Raw genomic sequence first — 19,000 nt, 5'->3', positions numbered from 1 at the left:
AGAGATCGACATGCACATCAAGACCGAAGCAGCCGAACGCCATACGCTGGCCGTGATCGTCGACAACGAACCCGGCATCCTCGCCCGGATCGCCGGCCTGTTCACCGCGCGCGGCTACAACATCGCCAGCCTGACCGTGTCGGAGATCAGCGACGACAAGGCGGTCAGCCGGATCACTATCGTCACCAGCGCGTCGCCGCCGGTGATGGAACAGATCATGGCGCAGCTCGACCGGCTGGTGCCGGTCCACAAGGTCGTCGACCTGACGGTCGAGGGCGATCACGTCGAACGCGAACTGGCGCTGGTGAAGGTCGCCGGGGTCGGCGAGAAGCGGATCGAGGCGATGCGGCTGGCCGAGGTGTACCGTGGCCGGGTGGTCGATGCCACCACCTCCAGCTTCGTGTTCGAGGTGACGGGCTCGTTCCAGAAGATCGACAAGTTCGTCGAGCTGATGCGCGAGGTCGGCCTGGTCGAGGTCGCCCGCACCGGCATCGTCGCCATCGCCCGCGGCCGCGACGCCGCCTGATTATCTACCGTTCCCCCCGGGGAACGATCAAAAAAAGGGACGAAGACCATGAAAGTCTATTACGATCGCGACGCCGATCTGAACCTCATCGCCGACAAGAAGATCGCGATCATCGGCTATGGCTCGCAGGGCCATGCCCATGCCCAGAACCTGCGCGATTCGGGCGTGAAGCAGGTCGCGATCGCGCTGCGCGACGGCTCGGCCACCGCGAAGAAGGCGGCCGACGCCGGTTTCCAGGTGATGTCCAATGCCGCCGCCGCCGGCTGGGCCGACATCCTGATGATCCTCGCCCCCGACGAGCATCAGGCCGCGATCTGGGAGAACGACCTGAAGGGCAACATGAAGCCCGGCGCCGCCCTTGCCTTCGCGCACGGCCTGAACGTGCATTTCGGCCTGATCGAGCCGCCGAAGGACATCGACGTCATCATGATCGCGCCCAAGGGTCCGGGCCATACCGTGCGCAGCGAATATGTCCGCGGCGGCGGCGTCCCCTGCCTGATCGCGATCCACCAGGATGCCAGCGGCAACGCGCACGATGTCGCGCTCGCCTATGCATCGGGGGTCGGCGGGGGCCGTTCGGGGATCATCGAAACCAATTTCCGCGAGGAATGCGAAACCGATCTGTTCGGTGAGCAGGCCGTGCTCTGCGGCGGCATCACCCACCTGATCCAGGCGGGCTTCGAGACGCTGACCGAGGCCGGATACGCGCCCGAAATGGCCTATTTCGAATGCCTGCATGAAACCAAGCTGATCGTCGACCTGCTGTACGAGGGCGGCATCGCCAACATGCGCTATTCGATCTCGAACACCGCCGAATATGGCGACATCACCACCGGCCCGCGGATCATCACCGACGAGACGAAGAAGGAGATGAAGCGCGTGCTCGCCGACATCCAGTCGGGCCGCTTCGTCAAGAACTTCGTCCTCGACAACCGCGCCGGCCAGCCGGAACTGAAGGCAGCACGCAGCCTCGCCGCCGCTCACCCGATCGAGAAGACCGGTGCGGAACTGCGCGCGATGATGCCATGGATCGGCGCCAACAAGCTGGTCGACAAGGCGAAGAACTGAGAAGACGGGATGTGGATCGTCTGTCTGGTCCACATCCCGCCCACCCGCGAAACGGATCGTTGTCGCAACGGCGTTTGACGGCACCCTCCCCGCCCGCCACGGTCGGTCGGGTCAACAGGGAGTTTACCGACATGCGTATCGCCATCGCCACCGCCATCATGCTGATCGCCGCCCCGGTCGTCGCCCAGACCGGCACCCCCGGCACGCCGAACCGGGCACTGGTCACCGCCGGCACCTATCAGGTCGACCCGAACCACACGCAGGTGACGTGGCAGGTCAACCATATGGGCTTTTCGCTGCTGGAGGGTCAGTTCGGCGCCACCGCCGGCTCGATCACCATCGATCCCGCCCGGTTGAGCGCGACCCAGGTCGATGTGACCTTCGCGGTCGATCAGCTGTCCACCACCTCGGAGGGCTTCACCAAGCACCTCAAGTCGAAGGACTTCTTCGATGCGGAGGCCAACCCCACCGCCCGTTTCGTGTCCACCAGCGTCCGCGCCAGCGGCAATGGCGCGACGATCGTCGGCAACCTGACGATCAAGAACGTCAGCAAGCCGGTCACCCTGCAGGCGACCTTCGTCGGCGCGGGCAACAATCCGATGAGCAAGAAGCTGAACTTCGGCTTCCGCGCGACCGGATCGATCAAGCGCAGCGATTTCGGACTCGGCATGGCGGCGCCGGTCGTCTCCGACAAGGTCGATCTGACGATCAACGCCGCGTTCGCCGCGAAGTGAACCGGTCGGCGCCCGCCGGCCGGTCAGGCCGTGCGGGCGCTGGCGGCCAGCCCCTCGAACGTCGCCCGCACATCGGGCGCGGCACGGGCGGCCAGCGCGGCGATCCGGCCCAGCGTGGCCGGGTCGCCTCGCTGCCCACCCGTGCCGGGGGCGTGATAGGCCATCGCCCATTCCCCGAATTCGCGCACCGCCACCTCGCGGTTCGACAGCACGACCAGTCCGTAATGCCGATCGTCCTGCTGGATGCGCCTGAACGTCGTGTCGACGTTCGCCTCCTCGCCCTCCAGCACCTGGAGGAAGCGTTTGCCGTTGAAGAACAGCAGCCCGGTGATCCGGTCGCGCGCATTGTTGCGCCGCGATGCCGCCAGGATCGTCGCGGGGTCGATCGTCGCGGCGACCGCACGGTGGACGGTACTGATGTAAAGCAACTGGCGCATATCGAAATTCCTTATATCTTCATCGACTTAGCCGGAACGACACTAACGAAATCTTGCCATGGCACGGGCATCGGTGGACAAGTGCGCGGCCCGGCGGCATGATGCACCGGATGCTGAACGCGCTGCCCGGCCTGCGACTTATCCGCCCTTAGGGTGGCGTCGTTCCCATGCGCGTTTCCCTAAGGGCCTTATCCTACCCCTAGCGCCATGATCGACCGCGACCGTGATACGGTGCCGCGGCGTCACATCCGGGAAGTCTCCATGCTCCGCGATCCCTCGACCAAATACCGACCCTTTCCGCCGATCGACCTGCCCGACCGGCAATGGCCGTCGCGCACCATCACCCGCGCGCCCCGCTGGCTGTCGACCGACCTGCGCGACGGCAATCAGGCGCTGATCGATCCGATGGACGCCGAAAAGAAGACGCGGCTGTTCGACCTGCTCGTGCAGGTCGGGCTGAAGGAGATCGAGGTCGGCTTCCCCTCCGCCGGCGCGACCGAGTTCGACTTCATTTCCGGGCTGGTGAAGACCGGCCGCATCCCCGACGATGTCGCGATCCAGGTGCTCACCCAGTCGCGCCGCGACCTGATCGAAACCAGCTTCGCCTCGCTGGACGGGGCGAAGACCGCGATCGTCCACCTCTACAACGCGGTGTCGCCGGCGTGGCGCAAGATCGTGTTCGGCATGACCCGCGAACAGGTGAAGCAGATCGCGATCGAGGGCGCGAAGGTGCTGCGCGACGAGGCGGCGAAGCGGCCCGACACGCGCTGGCAGTTCGAATACAGCCCCGAGACCTTTTCCACCGCCGAACTCGATTTCTCGGTGGAGGTGTGCGAGGCGGTGATGGACGTGCTGCAACCGACGCCGGACGCGCCGATCATCTTTAACCTGCCCGCCACCGTCGAATGTGCGACGCCCAACGTCTATGCCGACCAGATCGAATGGTTCGGGCGCCACATCCGCCACCGCGATGCCTGCGTCATCTCGCTCCACACGCATAACGATCGCGGCACCGGCGTCGCCGCCGCCGAACTGGGGATGATGGCGGGGGCCGACCGGGTCGAGGGCTGCCTGCTCGGCAATGGCGAGCGGACGGGCAATTGCGATCTCGTGACGGTCGCGCTCAACCTCTACACGCAAGGGGTCGATCCCCGGCTCGACCTGTCGGATATCGACGCGGTGGTGAACACGGTCCAGTATTGCACCAACCTGCCCGTCCATCCGCGTACGCCCTATGCCGGCGATCTGGTCTTCACCGCCTTTTCCGGGTCGCATCAGGATGCGATCAAGAAGGGGTTCGCCGCGCAAGCAGCCCGCAACGACGGCATCTGGGAAGTCCCCTATCTGCCGATCGATCCCGCCGATCTCGGCCGCAGCTACGAAGCGGTGATCCGCGTCAACTCGCAAAGCGGCAAGGGCGGCGTCGCCTGGGTGATCGAGCAAGATCGCGGGCTGAAACTGCCCAAGCGCCTCCAGGCCGATTTCAGCCGCCACGTGCAGGCACTGGCGGACGAAACCAGCCGCGAACTGGGCGCGGCGGATATCTGGGGCCGGTTCGAGGCGACCTACCTGCCCCGCGACGGTGACCGCTTCGTGTTGCGCGACTACGAGGAGACGGGCACCGCCGGCCAGCGCCTGTTCGTCGGGCGCGTCGCGGTGGATGGCGAGGAACGCTCGATCTCCGGGCGCGGCAACGGCCTGATCTCCGGCGTGATCGCCGCGCTGGGCGAGACGGGGCCGACCCTCGACGTGATCGATTATAGTGAACACGCGATCGGCCACGGTGCCGATGCGCAGGCCGCCGCCTATGTCGAATGTCGCACCGACGATGGCCGCATCGTGTTCGGCGTCGGTCTGGACAGCGACATCGCCACCGCCAGCGTCCGCGCGGTCCTGAGCGCCGCCAACCGCGCCTGACGGAACCCCCGTCGGCGCGGCCGGTTCGTCTCCCGGATGTCCGGGAGACGAACCGATGCCGAACGAACACAAGCCGACGAAGAAGATGGCCGACAACGCCCAGAAGGGCCTCGACCTGCGCGATAAATTCAACCGGGGCGGCACCGATGTCGGGGTGAAGCGCGCCAAGCAGATCGTCGATGGCGGCCCGATGTCCGACGATGACGTCAAGTCGATGCACAGCTATTTCGCCCGCCACGACGTCGACAAGGACGCCAAGTCCCACGACTGGGGCGACGAGGAAAACCCCTCCGCCGGCTATATCGCGTGGCTGCTATGGGGCGGCGAGGAAGGCAAGACCTGGGCCGACAAGCAACGCGAGAAGATCGGGGACTGAGGGGAGCCATGCTCCGGAACGGTCGTGGATAGCCGCGCCGATCTGCCCCAAATACCCCTCCCCGGCGGAGGCCGGGGCCCAGTTGGGAAAGCCGTTGTGGGTTAAACACCCCTTCACCCAACTGGACCCCGGCCTCCGCCGGGGGGTGGCAGGCCATCAACGGAAATGCCGCGATCTCACCCCGCCAGATGCATGAAATCGCGCTCGAACGGCACCAGATGCGCGCCGCCGTCGACGAACAGGATTTGCCGGTCCATCCCCGTCGCGCCCGCGCAGAACAGCACCGCCGCCGCGATATCGTCGGGCAACGACAGGCGCCCTAACGGCATCATCGCGGCCAGCCGCGCCATCTGGCCGGCATCGTAATCGTCGGTCGCCAGCGTCAGGCCGGGGGCCACCCCGTTCATGCGGATGCCCGCCGCGCCAATCCGCGTCAGCCCGGCCAGCCCCAGCTTGGCGAGCGTATAGGATAGCTGGTCGGGGTGCGGATGCGCGATCCGCTGGTCGAGGATGTTGACCACCGAGCGATCCCCCGCCCCGCCGGCCGCCACGAACGCCTGCACCAGCAGCACCGCCGCCGCACAGTTCACCGCATAGGCGCCGGTCAGGTCGGCCACCCCGATATCCGCCAGCCGGTCCTGCCCGAACACGGAGGCACCGTTGACCAGCAGGTCGGGCGCGCGGCCGAACCGCGCCGCCACCGCCGCGAACAGATCGGTCGCCGTCGCCGGATCGGTGAAATCCGCGACGAAGCCGTGCCACCGCACGTCCGCACCGGCCAGCACCGCCGCCAGCGCCGGCTCCGGTTCGGCATCGTGGCTGCCGTGCAGCGCCAGATCATAACCCGCCCGCGCCAGTGCGCCGGCAATGGCCGCACCCAGCCGCCGGCACCCGCCGGTGACGAGTGCGAGCGGCCTAGAGCGTGACCGGAGCATGTAGGATCATCGGCACGGAGGTGATTTTGCCGTGCTGGAAGGCGCGAGGAGGGAGCGATGCCAAAGCATCGTGACCGACGAGCAACGCTCCATCACGGCAAAAGCGCCCCGCCGCGAAGCGGGCGCCCGCAGGGCGATGACGGTGGTTCAACATGGTCCGGTCACGCTCTACCGGCCACCGACACCGATCAGCGCCAGCACCTCCTTGCGGCTGCGCTCGTCGTCGCGGAACGCGCCCATCATCCGGCTGGTCACCATCGCGACGCCGGGGGTCCGCACGCCACGCGCGGTCATGCACGCATGGGTCGCCTCGATCACCACCGCCACCCCCAGCGGCTTCAGGTGGGTCCAGATGCAATCCGCGACTTCGGCGGTCAGCCGTTCCTGCACCTGCAACCGCCGGGCATAGCCGTGCAGCACCCGCGCCAGCTTCGAGATGCCGACGACATGGTTGCGCGGCAGATAGGCGATGTGCGCGCGGCCGATGATCGGCGCCATGTGATGCTCGCAATGCGACTGGAACGGGATGTCCTTCAGCAGCACGATCTCGTCGTAACCGCCCACCTCCTCAAACACCCGCGACAGGTGGCGGCCGGGGTCCTCGCCGTAACCGGCGCAATATTCCTTCCACGCGCGCGCGACGCGGCGGGGGGTGTCGCGCAGCCCCTCGCGCGAGGGATCGTCGCCCGCCCAGGCGATCAGCGTCTCGATCGCCGCCGCCACGTCGTCGGGCACCGCGATCTTGCCGTCCGCCTCGATCAGGTCGCCATCGTCCAGTGCGGTCATGCTGATGTCCTCAAGCGCTCGGCCGCCCAGGCGACATGGTCCGCCATGAAGGTCGAGATGAAATGATAGCTGTGGTCGTAGCCCGGCTGCATCCGCAGCGTCAGGTCGATACCCGCATCGGCGCACGCGGTGGCGAGCAGATCGGGCCGCAATTGTTCGGCGAGAAAGCCGTCCGCCTCGCCCTGATCGACCAGCAGGTCGGGGAAGCGCGCGCCGTCCTCGATCATCGCCACCGCGTCGTGCGCGCGCCATGCCGCCCGGTCCTGCCCCAGATAGCCACCCAGCGCCTTCTCCCCCCACGGCACCTGCGACGGCGCGACGATCGGCGCGAAGGCGGTGCAGCTGCGGAACCGGTCCGGGTGGCGCAGCGCGATGGTCAGCGCGCCGTGGCCGCCCATCGAATGGCCGGTGATCGCCTGCGCGCCCATGTCGACGGGAAATTCGGCGGCGACCAGCGCAGGCAGTTCGTCCTCGATATAGGTCCGCATCCGGAAATGCGGCGCCCATGGCGCCTGGGTGGCATCGACGTAGAATCCGGCCCCCTGCCCCATGTCCCATGCCGGATCGTCCGCCACGCCTTCGCCCCGCGGCGAGGTATCGGGCGCGACCAGAATGATACGATGTTCGGCGCAGGCGCGGGCATAGCCGCCCTTGTCCATCACATTGGCATGGGTGCAGGTCAGCCCCGACAGATACCACAACACCGGCAACCGCTCGCCGGCCTCATGCGCGGGCACGAAGACGGCGAAGGCCATGTCGGTGCCCGTCGCGGTCGAGGCATGGCGGTACACCCCCTGCGTGCCGCCGAACGCCTTCGCCTCGGATACCGTCGTCATCGTCGTCATCGGAATACCACCGTCCGGTTGTCGTTGAGGAACACGCGCCGTTCCCCGATCCAGCTTACCGCGCGCGCCAGCACCTGCGCCTCGATATCGCGGCCGATGCGGATCAGGTCGTCGGCGGAGGCGCGGTGATCGACCCGCTCCACCGCCTGTTCGATGATCGGCCCCTCGTCCAGGTCGGCGGTCACGAAATGCGCGGTGGCACCGATCAGTTTCACGCCGCGCTCATGCGCGCGGTGATAGGGGCGCGCACCCTTGAAGCCGGGCAGGAAACTGTGGTGGATGTTGATGCACCGCCCCGGCAGGGCCGCGACCAGCGTCGGCCCCAGTACCTGCATGTACCGCGCCAGCACCAGATATTCCGCCCCCTGCGCCGCCATCAGGTCGAGGATCGCGTGTTCCTGCGCGCCCCGCGTCGCATCGTCGACCGGCAGATGGTGCCAGGGCAGCCCGTGCCACTCGACCAGCGGCCGCAGGCTGTCGTGGTTGGAGACGACGCCGGTGATCTCCACCGGCAGCGTATCGGTACGCCAGCGGTGGAGCAGGTCGTTCAGGCAATGCGACCCCTTCGACACCGCCACCAGCACGCGCGGCCGGTGATCGGCGGGCATCACTTCCCACGCGAAGCCGAACCGCGTGGCGACCGGGGCCAGCGCGGCGCGCACGCCGTCCGCCATCGCCGGAAACCCCGGCCCGCCCCCGGCGAAGACGACGCGCATGAAGAAGCGCCCCGTCTCCAGATCGGCATATTGCTGGCTGTCGAGGATGAACCCGTCGATCCCCGCCAGCGCCCCCGATACCGCCGCGACGATCCCGATCCCGTCCTGACAGGTCAGCGTCAGGATATAGGCCGTCCCGCTATCCGTCACGCGGCGGCGGGACGGTGCATCGCGCACAGCTTGTTGCCGGCGGGATCGCGCAGATAGGCGAGGTACAGCGGTCCGAACGGCGACTGGCGCAGGCCGGGCGGGTTCTCGATCGCGGTGCCGCCCGCCGCGACGCCCGCCGCATGCCACGCATCGACCGCTTCCGGCGACGACGCGGCGAAACCGATCGTGCCGCCATTGGCATGGCACGCCGGCTCGCCATCGATCGGCCGGGTCAGCATCAACATGCCGCCGGGATGGAGATAGGCGGTCCGGCCGACCGGATCGGTGCGGCCGGGCGCGATGCCCAGCGCGCCCAGCGTGGCGTCGTAGAACGTCTTCGATGCTTCCAGATCGTTGGCACCGAGCATGACGTGACTGAACATGGTCTTCCCCTCCTTGATTGATCGTCAGTAGATCACGACCGAGCGGATCGATTCGCCCGCGTGCATCAGGTCGAACCCCTTGTTGATCTCGTCCAGCGTCAGCCGGTGCGTGATCATCGGATCGATCTGGATCATCCCGTCCATATACCAGTCGACGATCTTCGGGGTATCCGTTCGCCCGCGCGCGCCGCCGAACGCGGTGCCGCGCCAGTTGCGCCCCGTCACCAGCTGGAAGGGGCGCGTGCTGATCTCCTTGCCCGCCTCCGCCACGCCGATCACGATGCTGGTACCCCAGCCGCGGTGGCAGCATTCCAGCGCCTGCCGCATCACATCGGTGTTGCCGGTCGCATCGAAACTGTAATCCGCTCCGCCATCGGTCAGCGCTACGATATGCGGCACGATGTCGCCGACCACCTTGGGGTTGGCGAAATGGGTCATGCCGAACCGGCGGCCCCATTCCTCGCGATCCGGGTTGATGTCGACGCCGACGATCATCTTCGCCCCCGCCAGCTTCGCGCCCTGGATCACGTTCAGCCCGATCCCGCCCAGCCCGAACACGACCACGGTGTCGCCCGGCTGCACCTTGGCGGTATGCACCACCGCGCCCACCCCGGTCGTGACGCCGCAGCCGACATAGCAGCTGGTGTCGAACGGCGCGTCTGGCCGGATCTTCGCCACCGCGATCTCGGGCAGGACGGTGAAGTTCGAGAAGGTGGAACAGCCCATGTAATGGAAGATCGGCTGGCCCTTGTAGCTGAACCGCGTCGTGCCGTCGGGCATCAGCCCCTTCCCCTGCGTCGCGCGGATCGCGGTGCACAGGTTGGTCTTGCCCGACAGGCAGCTTTTGCACTGGCGACATTCCGGCGTGTAGAGCGGGATCACGTGATCGCCGACCGCGACGCTGGTCACGCCCGCGCCCACCTCGCGCACGATCCCCGCGCCCTCATGGCCCAGCACGCTGGGGAACAGGCCCTCGCTGTCCAGCCCGTCGAGCGTATAGGCATCGGTGTGGCAGATGCCGGTCGCCATGATCTCGACCAGCACCTCGCCGGGCTTCGGCCCTTCGAGGTCCAGTTCCACGATTTCCAGCGGCTGCTTCGCTTCGAACGCCACGGCGGCACGCGTCTTCATGTCTCGCTCCTCGCGGGCGCATGCCCGCCATCCTGCCGGCGGTGTGCCCGCCATCCTGCAACCATTATGCCCTTGCCGCGATTGATGGCCGGCATACAAGAGGAGCAGGCGATGGATGATCCGAAAAAGGGCGACGAGGTGACCTGGAAATCGCACGGCGGCGAAGCCCATGGCAAGGTCGTCGAGAAGGTGACCCACGATACGAAGATCAAGAGCCATCAGGTCCGCGCCTCGAAGGACGAGCCCCAGTTCATCGTAGAGAGTGACAACGGCGGCAAGGCAGCGCACAAGGCGGACGCGCTGAAGAAAGCGTAGTCCCGTCAACGGGGCGAACAAAGATCATATAGGAAGGAAGACGATGGCTAAAGCCAAGCAGGAAGCCGGTGCCGCAAAGGCCGCCGACACGCAGACCAAGGCAGGCTCGGGCATCCATGCACCCGTCAAGCCCTCGCCCGAACTCGGCGAGATCGTCGGCGCCGATGCGCTGCCCCGCAGCGAGGTCATCAGCAAGGTCTGGGAATATATCAAGAAGCAGGAGCTTCAGAATCCCCAGAACAAGCGCGAAATCCTCGCCGACGACAAGCTGAAGAAGGTCTTCGGCAAGGACAGCGCGACGATGTTCGAGATGAACAAGTACATCTCGGCACACCTGACCAAGGCGTGATGCGGCGGGGGTGCTCCGGCACCCCCGGTTTGCCGGCCCCGGTCCATCGATACCTGTCTACCGGCCACACGAAAGCGACGCGCGACCGCGTCGGGACTTTTCCTTTCCCGTCCGGGGCTTGCACCGGATCGGACCGGCCGCCGCGATCGGCCGCCAGCCCTCCCCATCCGGCCCGCACCCATCCGGGCTTCGGTCACCGCCGGAAAGCCCAGCCAGCCTCGCGTCCACCGGAACGATCCGGTCCACACGACCCCCCCGACCCGGCCGACAGGAAACGCGGCTACCGCCTGTCCTACACATGGCCGTTCGGTCTATGATCCCGCCACATGCCCGGATCGCAGCTTCGTCTCCACCGTCCACGCCCCGCCGGCACCCCTGTAGGATGGGACTTTCGTGACTTTCCGGTGTGACTTTCCACCTCGCCGACCCGCTTCCCCCGTCAACGGAGTCGTCGCGGCACGCGGGATGAAACCGACCTGACGCAGGTTCCGCCAGCTTGCCGGCGTAGGCATGATAACGTCACCCCCCATCCGTCATTGCGAGCGCAGCGAAGCAATCCAGAGCCCAGCCCGTGACGCCCCGGATCGCCTCCACAGCCCGCCACGACGGGATCGGTCAGGCCAACGCCTTCCCGCCCCAACTATCACAATATACAGGAAATTTGGTGGTCCCGGAGGGACTCGAACCCCCGACGCCCACTTTAGGAAAGTGGCGCTCTGTCCAGCTGAGCTACGGAACCACGCCGACGCTCCTTAAACCAGCGTGGCGCGGCGATCCACCGTCAATTCACCCGGTCGGGCGGCACGACCGGCAGCGGCAACGGCACCACCGCCACGCCATCCTCGACCAGCGCCTTCGTCTCGGCCAGCGTCGCCTGCCCGTGGATCGTCCGGGGTGGCTCCTCCCCGTCGTGCATCGCCCGCGCCCGGGTCGCGAAACCGGCTCCCACCCATTGCGACGACGCCAGCAGCTTCGCCTGCGCCGCCGCCATTTGGCCGATCGCCTGCTTCATCCTGGCCATATCCGACGACGTCGACCGGTTGCCCTTGGCCGCCACCGCCGGTGCCATCACCGCCTTGTCCACCGTGGCGGACCCGCAGACCGGGCACGACAGCAACCCGTCCTCGCGCTGCCGGGCATAGGCGTCGCTGGAGCCGAACCACGCTTCGAACACATGGCCACCGTCGCACCGCAGGTCGAACACGATCATGTATCCGGCGCCCCCGGGATCACGGCAACGTCACCGGCGGAATGGCCCGGCGATGCCGCAACGCGGGGATGCGCGCGCACACCTCGTCCAGCCTCGCCGGATCGAGATCGACCATCGCCAGCCCCGGCGCCTCCCCCATATCGAGCATCACCGCGCCCCAGGGATCGACCGCCAGCGAATGGCCATAGGTGGTCCGTCCATCCTCATGCGTCCCCGTCTGCGCCGCCGCTATCACGAACGCCCCCGCCTCGATCGCACGGGCCCGCAGCAGCACGTGCCAATGCGCCGCGCCGGTCGGCCGGGTGAAGGCCGCCGGCACCGCCAGCACCGTCGCGCCGGCATCGCTCAACGACCGGTACAGATCGGGAAACCGCAGGTCGTAACAGATCGACAGGCCGATCCGCCCGACCGGGGTGTCGACGATGACGGCCGCCTCGCCGGCGGCATAACTCGCTGATTCGCGCCAGCTCTCGCCGTTCGGCAGATCGACGTCGAACAGGTGCAGCTTGTCGTATCGCGCCCGGATACCGCCGCTGGCATCGATCACGAAGGCGCGGTTGGCGTATCGCCCGTCCTCGCGCCGCACCGCCAGCGAGCCGAGATGAACCCAGATGCCATGGCGCGCCGCCACCTCGCGCGTCGCCGCCAGCACCCGGTCCGCGTCTTCGCCCACGATCATCGCCGCCGCCCGCGCGCGGTCGCGGTCGATCAATCCGGACATCTCGGGGGTGAACAGCATCGCCCCGCCGCGTTCCCGCGTCCCGGCGATGGCGGCGGCGATCGTCGCTGCATTGACCGCCGGATCGATCCCGGCCGTCATCTGCAGGACGCCCGCCTTCACGCCGCCAGCAGCGCGTCGAGCTTGCCGGCCTGTTCCAGCGCGGCCAGATCGTCCGATCCACCGATGTGCCGACCGTCGATGAACACCTGCGGCACGGTGGTGCGGCCGTTCGCCCGCTCGATCATCTCGGCGCGCTTCGGTCCGCCCATCGTGATGTCGAACTCGTCGGGGCTGACGCCCTTGCTGTCGAGCAGCCGCATCGCCCGCGAGCAATAGGGGCAGAATGCCTTGGTGTAGATTTCGACTTTTGCCATGACCCGGAAGTGTGGACGCGCGACCGGCTTGTCAATCGCGCTGATCGATCGGGGCGGGGATCAATCGTCGGGAAGGACACGCGCCCAGCACAGGATCGTCACCGATCGCGCGCCCGCCGCCCGCAGTGCCCGGGTGCACGCCGCGGTGGTCGCGCCGGTGGTGTAGACGTCGTCGACCAGCAGCACCGCCCTGCCCCGCACCCGGTCACGCCGCGCCGGATCGATCCGGAAGACGCCCGCCACCGCCCGCGCCCGCCCCCGCCGGCCCAGCCCGCGCAGCAGCGGCGTCGCCCGGTCGCGGCGGAGGGCGAGGTGTTCGCGCGGCACCCCCGCCAGCCGGCCCACCGCCTCGGCGATCAGCCCCGCCTGGTTGAATCCGCGCCGCCACAGCCGGCCACGATGCAGCGGCACCGGCACCAGCAGATCGGCATCGCCCGGCACCAGCCGCAGCATCGCCCGCGCCATCGTCCCCGCCAGCGCGATCCGTCCGCCATGCTTCAGCCGCACCGCCAATGCCCCCGCGACATCGCCATACGCCACCGCGGCCCGCACGCCGGCGTGGCGCGGCGGGGTGATCGCGCACGGGGCGCACACCCCTCCCGGTCCCCGATCGAACGCGAACGGCAGGTGGCATTGCGCGCACCATGGCGGCCCCAGGAAGCGCAGGCTCGACCAGCAATCCACGCAGAACCGGTGATCCTCGGCCACCGGTATCCCGCAGGCCGGGCAGCGCGGCGGCAGCGCGTAATCGGCGATCAGGCGCCAGCCGGTCCGGACGATGCCCCGCATCCATCGCTTGTCGCCGCGCGGCCGGCGGGGCACAAGCGCCGTCATGGATACATCCTCCATCTTCGACCGCGCCGCCCGCCGCCAGCGGCGCGATCGCGCCGTGCCGCTTTATGCCGATCACGATTTTCTGCGCGCCGCGATGCTGGACGGGATCGCCGAACGGCTGGACGCGGTGACGCGCGACTTCACCGACTTCCTTGATCTGGGCAGTTACGATGCCGCGTTCATGCCGCCGCCCGGCGCCCGCATCGCGCGGCTCGATCCCGGCTTCCACTTCGCGCGGGGCCATGGCGGCGTGCAGGGGGACGAGGATCGCCTGCCCTTCGCGGATGCCAGCTTCGATTGCGTGGTCAGCGCCGGGGTGCTCGACACCGTCGGCGATCTGCCCGGCGCGCTAACCCTCGCCCGGCGCGTCCTGCGGCCCGACGGGCTGTTTCTGGCGGCGTTCGTGGGCGGCGGATCGTTTCCCGTGCTGCGTCAGGCGTTCCAGCAGGCGGAACGCGACCGGCCGGTCGCGCGATTGCATCCGCAGGTCGACGTGCGATCGGCGGGGGACCTGCTGGTCCGCGCCGGCTTCGCGCTGCCCGTCGCCGATATCGAGACGCTCGACATCGGCTATCCCGATCTCGGCCGCCTGCTCGCCGATCTGCGCGGCATGGCCGGCACCAACGTGCTGACCGATCGTCATCCGCTGTCCCGCGCCGCGCTGGCCACGGCGGCGCAGGCGTTCGCCGCGGCCGCCGGGCCGGACGGACGGGTGCGTGAGCGGATCGACCTGATCTTCCTGACCGCCTGGTCGCCCGATGCCTCGCAGCCACAGCCGGCACGGCGCGGCAGCGGCACGTCGTCGCTGGCGCAGGCGCTGCGGCCGCCCCGCTAAGGTCAGACGATCGAGGCGCCGTCCGCGGCGCCGCGCGCCAGCACCCGCCCCATCGAATCGAACAGGTCGTCCATCGCCACCGGTTTGAAGATCACGTCGTCCGCGCCCGCCGCCAGACACCGCTGGCGCAGGTCGATCGCGGTATCGGCGGTGACGACGATGATCGGCACCGTCGCCCGTATATCGGATCGCGCGCGGATGTGGCCGATCGCGGTGATGCCGTCCATGCCGGGCATCCGCAGATCGATCAGCACGATATTATAGTCGCCCGTATCGATCCGGGCGAGACCCTGTTCGGCATTCTCCGCCTCGTCCATGCTGGCACCCGCGACTCGTAACATGTCGCGCACGACCCGGCGGTTCATGGCATCATCCTCGATGAAGAGGACGTTCACGACCGGGGTACCGGGGACAACGGACGCTGCGGAAAGCGGCATTTCATGGCAAGGTACCTAGCCGTCATGCCATCCCGGATACAAGCGTGCGATCGGACGGTTCGTCGTGTCCCGTCCCGAACAGCGCGGCGATCAACGCCGGCCCCGCCACCGGTTTGCGCACGATCCGCATCATCGGCACATCGGGCATGGTGCGATCGGCCGGCCACAGCAACACCATGGCCGCCCCTGCCGTCGTCGCCGCCCCGGCCAGCGTATCCAGCGCGGCATCGGACAGCGGATCGGCCATGATCGTCGCATCGTCGATCAGGACACGGTCGATCCGGCCATCGCCCAGCGCCGCCACCGCATCGGTGGCGGTCGAGACGAAGATCAGGCGATCGGTATGCGGCCCCAGCAGCGATTTCCACAGGCTGCGGCCGATCGGATTGCGATCGACCACCAGCAGCGCGCTGCCCGTCGCATCCGTCGCATCCGGATCGGCTGCCCGGATCGCCTCGGGCGCCACCGCCACCAGCGGCAGGGTGACGGTGAAGGTCGCGCCCTCGCCGGGACGGCTGGTCACGGTCACCTCGCCCCCCATCGCCCGTGCCAGATTGCGGCAGATCGACAGCCCCAGCCCGGTGCCGCCATATTGCCGCGTGGTGCCGGCATCCGCCTGCCGGAACGATTCGAAGATCGCCCCCTGCTTGTCCGCCGCGATGCCGATGCCGGTATCGGCGACCGCGATCGTCACGGCCCGCCCATCGGTCGTGGCCCGCGCCGCCAGCGAGATGCCGCCCGTCGCGGTGAATTTCAGTGCATTGGCCAGCAGGTTGAACACCACTTGCCGCACCCGCGCGGCATCGCCCTGGATCCGCGTCGGGCAATCGTCGAGATCGACGGCGAACGTCAGTCCCTTGGCCGCCGCCTGCGCCTCCCACATCCGTGACGCTTCCCGGATCGTGGCGCGCAGGTCGAACGGGGCCTGTTCGATCGACAGGTTCCCCGTCTCCATCTTGGCGACGTCGAGGATATCGTCGACCAGCGCGCGCATCGTCAGTCCCGCGCCATGCACTACCGACACCCGTTCGCGGGTCGGCCCGTGCAGCGCATCGTCGGCCAGCATCACCTGCGTCATCCCCAGGATGCCGTTCAGCGGCGTGCGGATTTCATGGCTCGTCGTCGCCAGGAACTCGGTCTTCGCCGCCAGCGCCTTGCCCAGGGCATCGTTGGATCGGCCCAGATCGTCGTTCGCGGCACGCACCTCGTTGCGGCTGCGCCGGATCGCGAACAGGCTGGCGGCCAGCAACGCGATGACGATCGCGGTCGCGCCGCCGACCCCCAGGAAGATCGTCCGTTCGATCCGCGCCCGCGCCTGCCCGAATGCGACCGACCGGCGCAGTTCGTCCGCCTTCAGATTGGCGATGCGCAGTTCCTGATTGGCGTAATCGAACCGCGCCGCCATCAGCGCGGTGCTGGTGGTGATCGCCAGCTTCGTCGCCTCGTCGTCGAGCCGCTTCAGCGCGGCGAGATGTTCCAGGGCCAGATCGTCGCGCCCCAGCTTCGAAAAGACGGCATAGGCGGTGGCATGCGCCTCCCGCCAGACGACGCCGGTCGTCGTGGGATCGACGCCGGCGAAACTCCGTTCGATCAGGTCGGCCGCCTGCGCCGTGTTGCCGCGCTGCGCGGCCGCCTGCGCCGCCACCGCCAGCAGTTGCGACCGCGCCCCGGCATCCCGATCCTGCACCGTCAGCAACAGGCTGCGTCGTACGGCCCGTTCGGCGGCCTCGACCTGTCCCGCCTTCAGCCGGTTGCGCGCGATGTTGCGCAGGACCGTGGCTTCCAGCGCCTGGCTCTTGACCTGCGCGACATAGTGCATCGCCAGCCGAAACTGGCCCTCCGCCTCGTCATGCCGGCCAAGGTCCTGCAAGACGCCACCGCGTCCGTTGTGGAGCGATATCAACAGGCCGGGATCACCATGATATATTTCCGTCGCCTGTTCGAGATAGCGCAGCGCGGAAAGATTGTCGCGACCATCGGTGTAAAGCGACGCGATCAACATCAGCGCGATCGCCTGACTGCGCGCATTGCCGATCTTGCGGAATATCTGGAACGCCGCCTGATAATCGAGCAATGATGCCGCGACATCCAACCGCGCGCCATGGACGCCCCCACGGGTCAACAGGATATCACCGGCAAGCTGGGACTGTCCGGGCAGGATGATGGCGGCAGCCGCATCGACGTAGCGCTTGGCCTTGTCGAAATCGCCAAGCCGGGAATTCGCTTCGGCCTGCAACCAGTCGGTCGTCGCAATGGCAATACGTCGTTCTTGCGGATCGTTGATTCTGCGGGCGGTCACGGCCGCTTCCGTGGCCGCCTTGCTGGCGCTGGGCGGGCTGGTGAGCATCGAATCCCGCGCTGCAGTGATCTGGCGATCGAACTGGGTCACGCCCGGGTCGGCGGCGAAGCCTGCGGCCGAACAGGCGATCGTCAGCAGCATCGACCAGCCGATCCGTTTCATGGGATCAGGCCCGCCCGAATGCCCGAGCCAGGTCGGGCAGCATCGCCCGCTTGGGGTCCAGATCGGCGATGGCGTCGCTACCCAGGAAATCCAGCAGCGCCGGCAGATCGATCGGGCGGCTGATGAAATATCCCTGCGCGATATCGCACCCCATCACCGTCAGCAGCGCCAGTGCCGCCGGCGTCTCCACCCCTTCGGCGACGACCTCCATCTCCAGCGCATGGGCAAGATCGATCGTCGACCGGACGATCAGGGGATCACGGTTGGAACTGGTCAGTTGCGTCACGAACAGCTTGTCGATCTTCAGTTCGCGGGCGGGCAGTTTCTTCAGATAGGCAAGCGACGAAAGCCCCGCGCCGTAATCGTCGATCGCGATGTCGATACCGATCGCCGCGAATTCATGCAGATGCGCGATCGCGATCTCCGGTTCGCGGATCACCGCCGTCTCGGTGATCTCGAAACCGATCCGCGCGCCGCTGCTCTTCACCAGCGCACAGGCGCGGCGCACGAAGCGGGCGTCCGACAACAGGCTGCCGGAGATGTTGATGAACGCGGTGACGTCATGCCCCTCGCGCGCCAGTGCGCGCTGATCGCGAATCACCTGCTGGATCGTCCACACCGTCAGGTCGATGATATCGCGCGATTCCTCGGCGATGCCGATGAACTCGCCCGGCATGATCAGTCCACGCACCGGATGGCGCCAGCGGATCAACGCCTCGACGCTCTCGACCCGGTTGCGTCGCAGATGCACCTTGGGCTGGTAGTGAAGGAACAATTCCCCCTTGCCGATCGCGAGCCGAAGGTCGCGGGCCAACGCTTCGCGATCCGGTATCGCGGTGTCGATGTCACCGACGCCGCGGACCACGGGCGCACGGGCGACGCGGGCATCCTCGACCGCCTGTTCCGCCTCGTCGATCAGCCGGATGGCATCATGCTGGCCGATGCCGACGATCCCCGCCCCGATCACCAGATCGATCGCATAGGGTTCGTCATCGACCACGAAGGCCGTTTCGAATGCGTTGTCGATCATCGCCAGCCAGGCGGATAGTACCCCCCGATCAGCTGCGGCCGCGGTAATTTCGATGCGATCACGCGCCGTCGCCACCACCGTCGAATCCGGGATCAGCTTCGCGACGACACCGGCGACATCTTCCGCCAGCCGGCCAGCCACCGCCATGCCGAGGTGACGCCGCAGGACCGCGAAATTGGCGATCTGAGCAATGATGCAGACGTAGTTCGGCTCCATGCCACATGTCCCGTGCCCGGTGGCCGGCGAACCGACCAACGACGAGCTTCCTTCCTGTGGCGACTGCCCGCGATTGATAGGTCCGACGCGATCCATGGCCGTTGGCTAGGCGCGGCGGTTGAATAAATGGTTAAAAGCCACGATCAGGGCATATAACTTTCGTTAACCATATTGAGCTATGGTTAAAGTGGAATTAGAGTGAAGGCGCGCCCCA

The 19,000-nt window shown here is 67.6% G+C and carries 22 protein-coding genes and 1 tRNA gene; 8 read left to right on the top strand and 15 right to left on the bottom strand.

Annotation, left to right across the window (positions count from 1 at the left end; all coding sequences use genetic code 11):
- Positions 1–10 precede the first annotated feature (10 nt).
- The 3 genes from ilvN to IFT82_RS03690 all read left to right on the top strand — a co-directional run bounded on the left by ilvN (position 11) and on the right by IFT82_RS03690 (position 2,328).
- A complete protein-coding gene (gene ilvN, locus IFT82_RS03700; protein WP_192124655.1) occupies positions 11–526 on the top strand; it encodes an acetolactate synthase small subunit in 516 nt (171 codons plus the stop codon).
- Positions 527–574: 48 nt separating this feature from the next.
- Positions 575–1,594 carry a ketol-acid reductoisomerase gene (ilvC, locus tag IFT82_RS03695; RefSeq protein ID WP_192124653.1) on the top strand — a complete coding sequence of 340 codons (1,020 nt, stop codon included), beginning with the start codon at positions 575–577 and terminating at the stop codon, positions 1,592–1,594.
- Between the two features lie 131 nt (positions 1,595–1,725).
- On the top strand, positions 1,726–2,328 hold the full coding sequence (locus IFT82_RS03690) for a YceI family protein (RefSeq protein ID WP_192124651.1): 603 nt from the start codon (positions 1,726–1,728) through the stop codon (positions 2,326–2,328).
- Positions 2,329–2,351: 23 nt separating this feature from the next.
- On the opposite strand, the gene IFT82_RS03685 is transcribed toward IFT82_RS03690, so the two are convergent.
- Positions 2,352–2,765 carry a BLUF domain-containing protein gene (locus IFT82_RS03685; RefSeq protein ID WP_192124650.1) on the bottom strand — a complete coding sequence of 138 codons (414 nt, stop codon included), beginning with the start codon at positions 2,763–2,765 and terminating at the stop codon, positions 2,352–2,354.
- Positions 2,766–3,026: 261 nt separating this feature from the next.
- Between IFT82_RS03685 and leuA the strand changes: the two genes are divergently transcribed.
- Both leuA and IFT82_RS03675 read left to right on the top strand, forming a co-directional pair.
- On the top strand, positions 3,027–4,682 hold the full coding sequence (leuA, locus tag IFT82_RS03680) for a 2-isopropylmalate synthase (protein WP_192124647.1): 1,656 nt from the start codon (positions 3,027–3,029) through the stop codon (positions 4,680–4,682).
- A 55-nt stretch (positions 4,683–4,737) separates the two neighbouring features.
- Entirely contained in the window at positions 4,738–5,058 is a 321-nt protein-coding gene (locus IFT82_RS03675) for a hypothetical protein (RefSeq protein WP_192124645.1), read from the top strand.
- Between the two features lie 176 nt (positions 5,059–5,234).
- Here IFT82_RS03675 and IFT82_RS03670 read toward each other — a convergent pair whose 3' ends face one another.
- The 6 genes from IFT82_RS03670 to IFT82_RS03645 all read right to left on the bottom strand — a co-directional run bounded on the left by IFT82_RS03670 (position 5,235) and on the right by IFT82_RS03645 (position 10,004).
- Entirely contained in the window at positions 5,235–5,993 is a 759-nt protein-coding gene (locus tag IFT82_RS03670) for an SDR family oxidoreductase (RefSeq protein WP_192124643.1), read from the bottom strand.
- Between the two features lie 168 nt (positions 5,994–6,161).
- Positions 6,162–6,779 carry a GTP cyclohydrolase I FolE gene (gene folE / locus IFT82_RS03665; protein WP_192124641.1) on the bottom strand — a complete coding sequence of 206 codons (618 nt, stop codon included), beginning with the start codon at positions 6,777–6,779 and terminating at the stop codon, positions 6,162–6,164.
- Positions 6,776–7,624, bottom strand: coding sequence for an S-formylglutathione hydrolase (gene fghA, locus IFT82_RS03660; protein ID WP_244646470.1), 849 nt, complete (start codon positions 7,622–7,624; stop codon positions 6,776–6,778). The genes folE and fghA overlap by 4 nt, the downstream gene beginning before the upstream one ends.
- The gene (gene purU, locus IFT82_RS03655; RefSeq protein ID WP_342355035.1) at positions 7,621–8,490 is read right to left on the bottom strand and encodes a formyltetrahydrofolate deformylase; all 870 of its coding nucleotides are present in this window, start codon (positions 8,488–8,490) and stop codon (positions 7,621–7,623) included. The genes fghA and purU overlap by 4 nt, the downstream gene beginning before the upstream one ends.
- Positions 8,487–8,873 (bottom strand): VOC family protein, encoded by a 387-nt coding sequence (locus IFT82_RS03650; protein WP_192124637.1) that lies wholly within the window; start codon positions 8,871–8,873, stop codon positions 8,487–8,489. The genes purU and IFT82_RS03650 overlap by 4 nt, the downstream gene beginning before the upstream one ends.
- A 24-nt stretch (positions 8,874–8,897) precedes the next feature.
- Positions 8,898–10,004, bottom strand: a complete 1,107-nt coding sequence (locus IFT82_RS03645; protein ID WP_192124635.1) for an S-(hydroxymethyl)glutathione dehydrogenase/class III alcohol dehydrogenase — start codon at positions 10,002–10,004, stop codon at positions 8,898–8,900.
- A gap of 84 nt (positions 10,005–10,088) precedes the next feature.
- Here IFT82_RS03645 and IFT82_RS03640 point away from each other — a divergent pair, with 84 nt between their 5' ends.
- Positions 10,089–10,319: a DUF2945 domain-containing protein gene (locus tag IFT82_RS03640; protein WP_446740939.1), complete on the top strand. Its 231-nt coding sequence runs from the start codon at positions 10,089–10,091 to the stop codon at positions 10,317–10,319.
- A 43-nt stretch (positions 10,320–10,362) separates the two neighbouring features.
- Positions 10,363–10,668 (top strand): SWIB/MDM2 domain-containing protein, encoded by a 306-nt coding sequence (locus IFT82_RS03635; protein ID WP_192124631.1) that lies wholly within the window; start codon positions 10,363–10,365, stop codon positions 10,666–10,668.
- 662 nt (positions 10,669–11,330) lie between these two features.
- On the opposite strand, the gene IFT82_RS03630 is transcribed toward IFT82_RS03635, so the two are convergent.
- The 5 genes from IFT82_RS03630 to IFT82_RS03610 form a co-directional block, all read right to left on the bottom strand.
- Positions 11,331–11,407, bottom strand: a tRNA-Arg gene (locus tag IFT82_RS03630).
- 42 nt (positions 11,408–11,449) lie between these two features.
- Positions 11,450–11,878: a DUF1178 family protein gene (locus tag IFT82_RS03625; RefSeq protein WP_192124629.1), complete on the bottom strand. Its 429-nt coding sequence runs from the start codon at positions 11,876–11,878 to the stop codon at positions 11,450–11,452.
- A gap of 19 nt (positions 11,879–11,897) precedes the next feature.
- Positions 11,898–12,719: a carbon-nitrogen hydrolase family protein gene (locus IFT82_RS03620; protein WP_192124627.1), complete on the bottom strand. Its 822-nt coding sequence runs from the start codon at positions 12,717–12,719 to the stop codon at positions 11,898–11,900.
- Positions 12,716–12,973 (bottom strand): glutaredoxin 3, encoded by a 258-nt coding sequence (gene grxC, locus IFT82_RS03615; protein WP_192124626.1) that lies wholly within the window; start codon positions 12,971–12,973, stop codon positions 12,716–12,718. Before grxC ends, IFT82_RS03620 begins: the two co-directional genes overlap by 4 nt.
- 60 nt (positions 12,974–13,033) lie before the next feature.
- Positions 13,034–13,762 carry a double zinc ribbon domain-containing protein gene (locus IFT82_RS03610; protein ID WP_192125066.1) on the bottom strand — a complete coding sequence of 243 codons (729 nt, stop codon included), beginning with the start codon at positions 13,760–13,762 and terminating at the stop codon, positions 13,034–13,036.
- A gap of 43 nt (positions 13,763–13,805) precedes the next feature.
- Between IFT82_RS03610 and IFT82_RS03605 the strand changes: the two genes are divergently transcribed.
- Complete coding sequence (locus IFT82_RS03605; RefSeq protein ID WP_192124624.1) at positions 13,806–14,642, top strand: class I SAM-dependent methyltransferase; 837 nt, start codon at positions 13,806–13,808, stop codon at positions 14,640–14,642.
- Between the two features lie 2 nt (positions 14,643–14,644).
- Here IFT82_RS03605 and IFT82_RS03600 read toward each other — a convergent pair whose 3' ends face one another.
- The 3 genes from IFT82_RS03600 to IFT82_RS03590 all read right to left on the bottom strand — a co-directional run bounded on the left by IFT82_RS03600 (position 14,645) and on the right by IFT82_RS03590 (position 18,786).
- Positions 14,645–15,037 (bottom strand): response regulator, encoded by a 393-nt coding sequence (locus IFT82_RS03600; RefSeq protein WP_192124622.1) that lies wholly within the window; start codon positions 15,035–15,037, stop codon positions 14,645–14,647.
- A 64-nt stretch (positions 15,038–15,101) separates the two neighbouring features.
- Positions 15,102–17,540: an ATP-binding protein gene (locus tag IFT82_RS03595; RefSeq protein ID WP_244646466.1), complete on the bottom strand. Its 2,439-nt coding sequence runs from the start codon at positions 17,538–17,540 to the stop codon at positions 15,102–15,104.
- Positions 17,541–17,544: 4 nt separating this feature from the next.
- On the bottom strand, positions 17,545–18,786 hold the full coding sequence (locus tag IFT82_RS03590; protein ID WP_192124620.1) for an EAL domain-containing protein: 1,242 nt from the start codon (positions 18,784–18,786) through the stop codon (positions 17,545–17,547).
- Between the last annotated feature and the right edge of the window lie 214 nt (positions 18,787–19,000).

It is taken from the genome of Sphingomonas sp. CFBP 8760 (assembly GCF_014841615.1).
Lineage (GTDB): Bacteria > Pseudomonadota > Alphaproteobacteria > Sphingomonadales > Sphingomonadaceae > Sphingomonas.
This window is presented reverse-complemented; position numbering and strand designations above follow the sequence as displayed.

Coding starts and splice junctions, on each gene's coding strand:
- ilvN (WP_192124655.1), top strand. CDS start 11: ATGCACATCAAGACCGAAGCAGCCGAACGCCATACGCTGGCCGTGATC.
- ilvC (WP_192124653.1), top strand. CDS start 575: ATGAAAGTCTATTACGATCGCGACGCCGATCTGAACCTCATCGCCGAC.
- IFT82_RS03690 (WP_192124651.1), top strand. CDS start 1,726: ATGCGTATCGCCATCGCCACCGCCATCATGCTGATCGCCGCCCCGGTC.
- IFT82_RS03685 (WP_192124650.1), bottom strand. CDS start 2,765: ATGCGCCAGTTGCTTTACATCAGTACCGTCCACCGTGCGGTCGCCGCG.
- leuA (WP_192124647.1), top strand. CDS start 3,027: ATGCTCCGCGATCCCTCGACCAAATACCGACCCTTTCCGCCGATCGAC.
- IFT82_RS03675 (WP_192124645.1), top strand. CDS start 4,738: ATGCCGAACGAACACAAGCCGACGAAGAAGATGGCCGACAACGCCCAG.
- IFT82_RS03670 (WP_192124643.1), bottom strand. CDS start 5,993: ATGCTCCGGTCACGCTCTAGGCCGCTCGCACTCGTCACCGGCGGGTGC.
- folE (WP_192124641.1), bottom strand. CDS start 6,779: ATGACCGCACTGGACGATGGCGACCTGATCGAGGCGGACGGCAAGATC.
- fghA (WP_244646470.1), bottom strand. CDS start 7,624: ATGACGACGATGACGACGGTATCCGAGGCGAAGGCGTTCGGCGGCACG.
- IFT82_RS03650 (WP_192124637.1), bottom strand. CDS start 8,873: ATGTTCAGTCACGTCATGCTCGGTGCCAACGATCTGGAAGCATCGAAG.
- IFT82_RS03645 (WP_192124635.1), bottom strand. CDS start 10,004: ATGAAGACGCGTGCCGCCGTGGCGTTCGAAGCGAAGCAGCCGCTGGAA.
- IFT82_RS03640 (WP_446740939.1), top strand. CDS start 10,089: ATGGCCGGCATACAAGAGGAGCAGGCGATGGATGATCCGAAAAAGGGC.
- IFT82_RS03635 (WP_192124631.1), top strand. CDS start 10,363: ATGGCTAAAGCCAAGCAGGAAGCCGGTGCCGCAAAGGCCGCCGACACG.
- IFT82_RS03625 (WP_192124629.1), bottom strand. CDS start 11,878: ATGATCGTGTTCGACCTGCGGTGCGACGGTGGCCATGTGTTCGAAGCG.
- grxC (WP_192124626.1), bottom strand. CDS start 12,973: ATGGCAAAAGTCGAAATCTACACCAAGGCATTCTGCCCCTATTGCTCG.
- IFT82_RS03610 (WP_192125066.1), bottom strand. CDS start 13,762: ATGCGGGGCATCGTCCGGACCGGCTGGCGCCTGATCGCCGATTACGCG.
- IFT82_RS03605 (WP_192124624.1), top strand. CDS start 13,806: ATGGATACATCCTCCATCTTCGACCGCGCCGCCCGCCGCCAGCGGCGC.
- IFT82_RS03595 (WP_244646466.1), bottom strand. CDS start 17,540: ATGAAACGGATCGGCTGGTCGATGCTGCTGACGATCGCCTGTTCGGCC.
- IFT82_RS03590 (WP_192124620.1), bottom strand. CDS start 18,786: ATGGAGCCGAACTACGTCTGCATCATTGCTCAGATCGCCAATTTCGCG.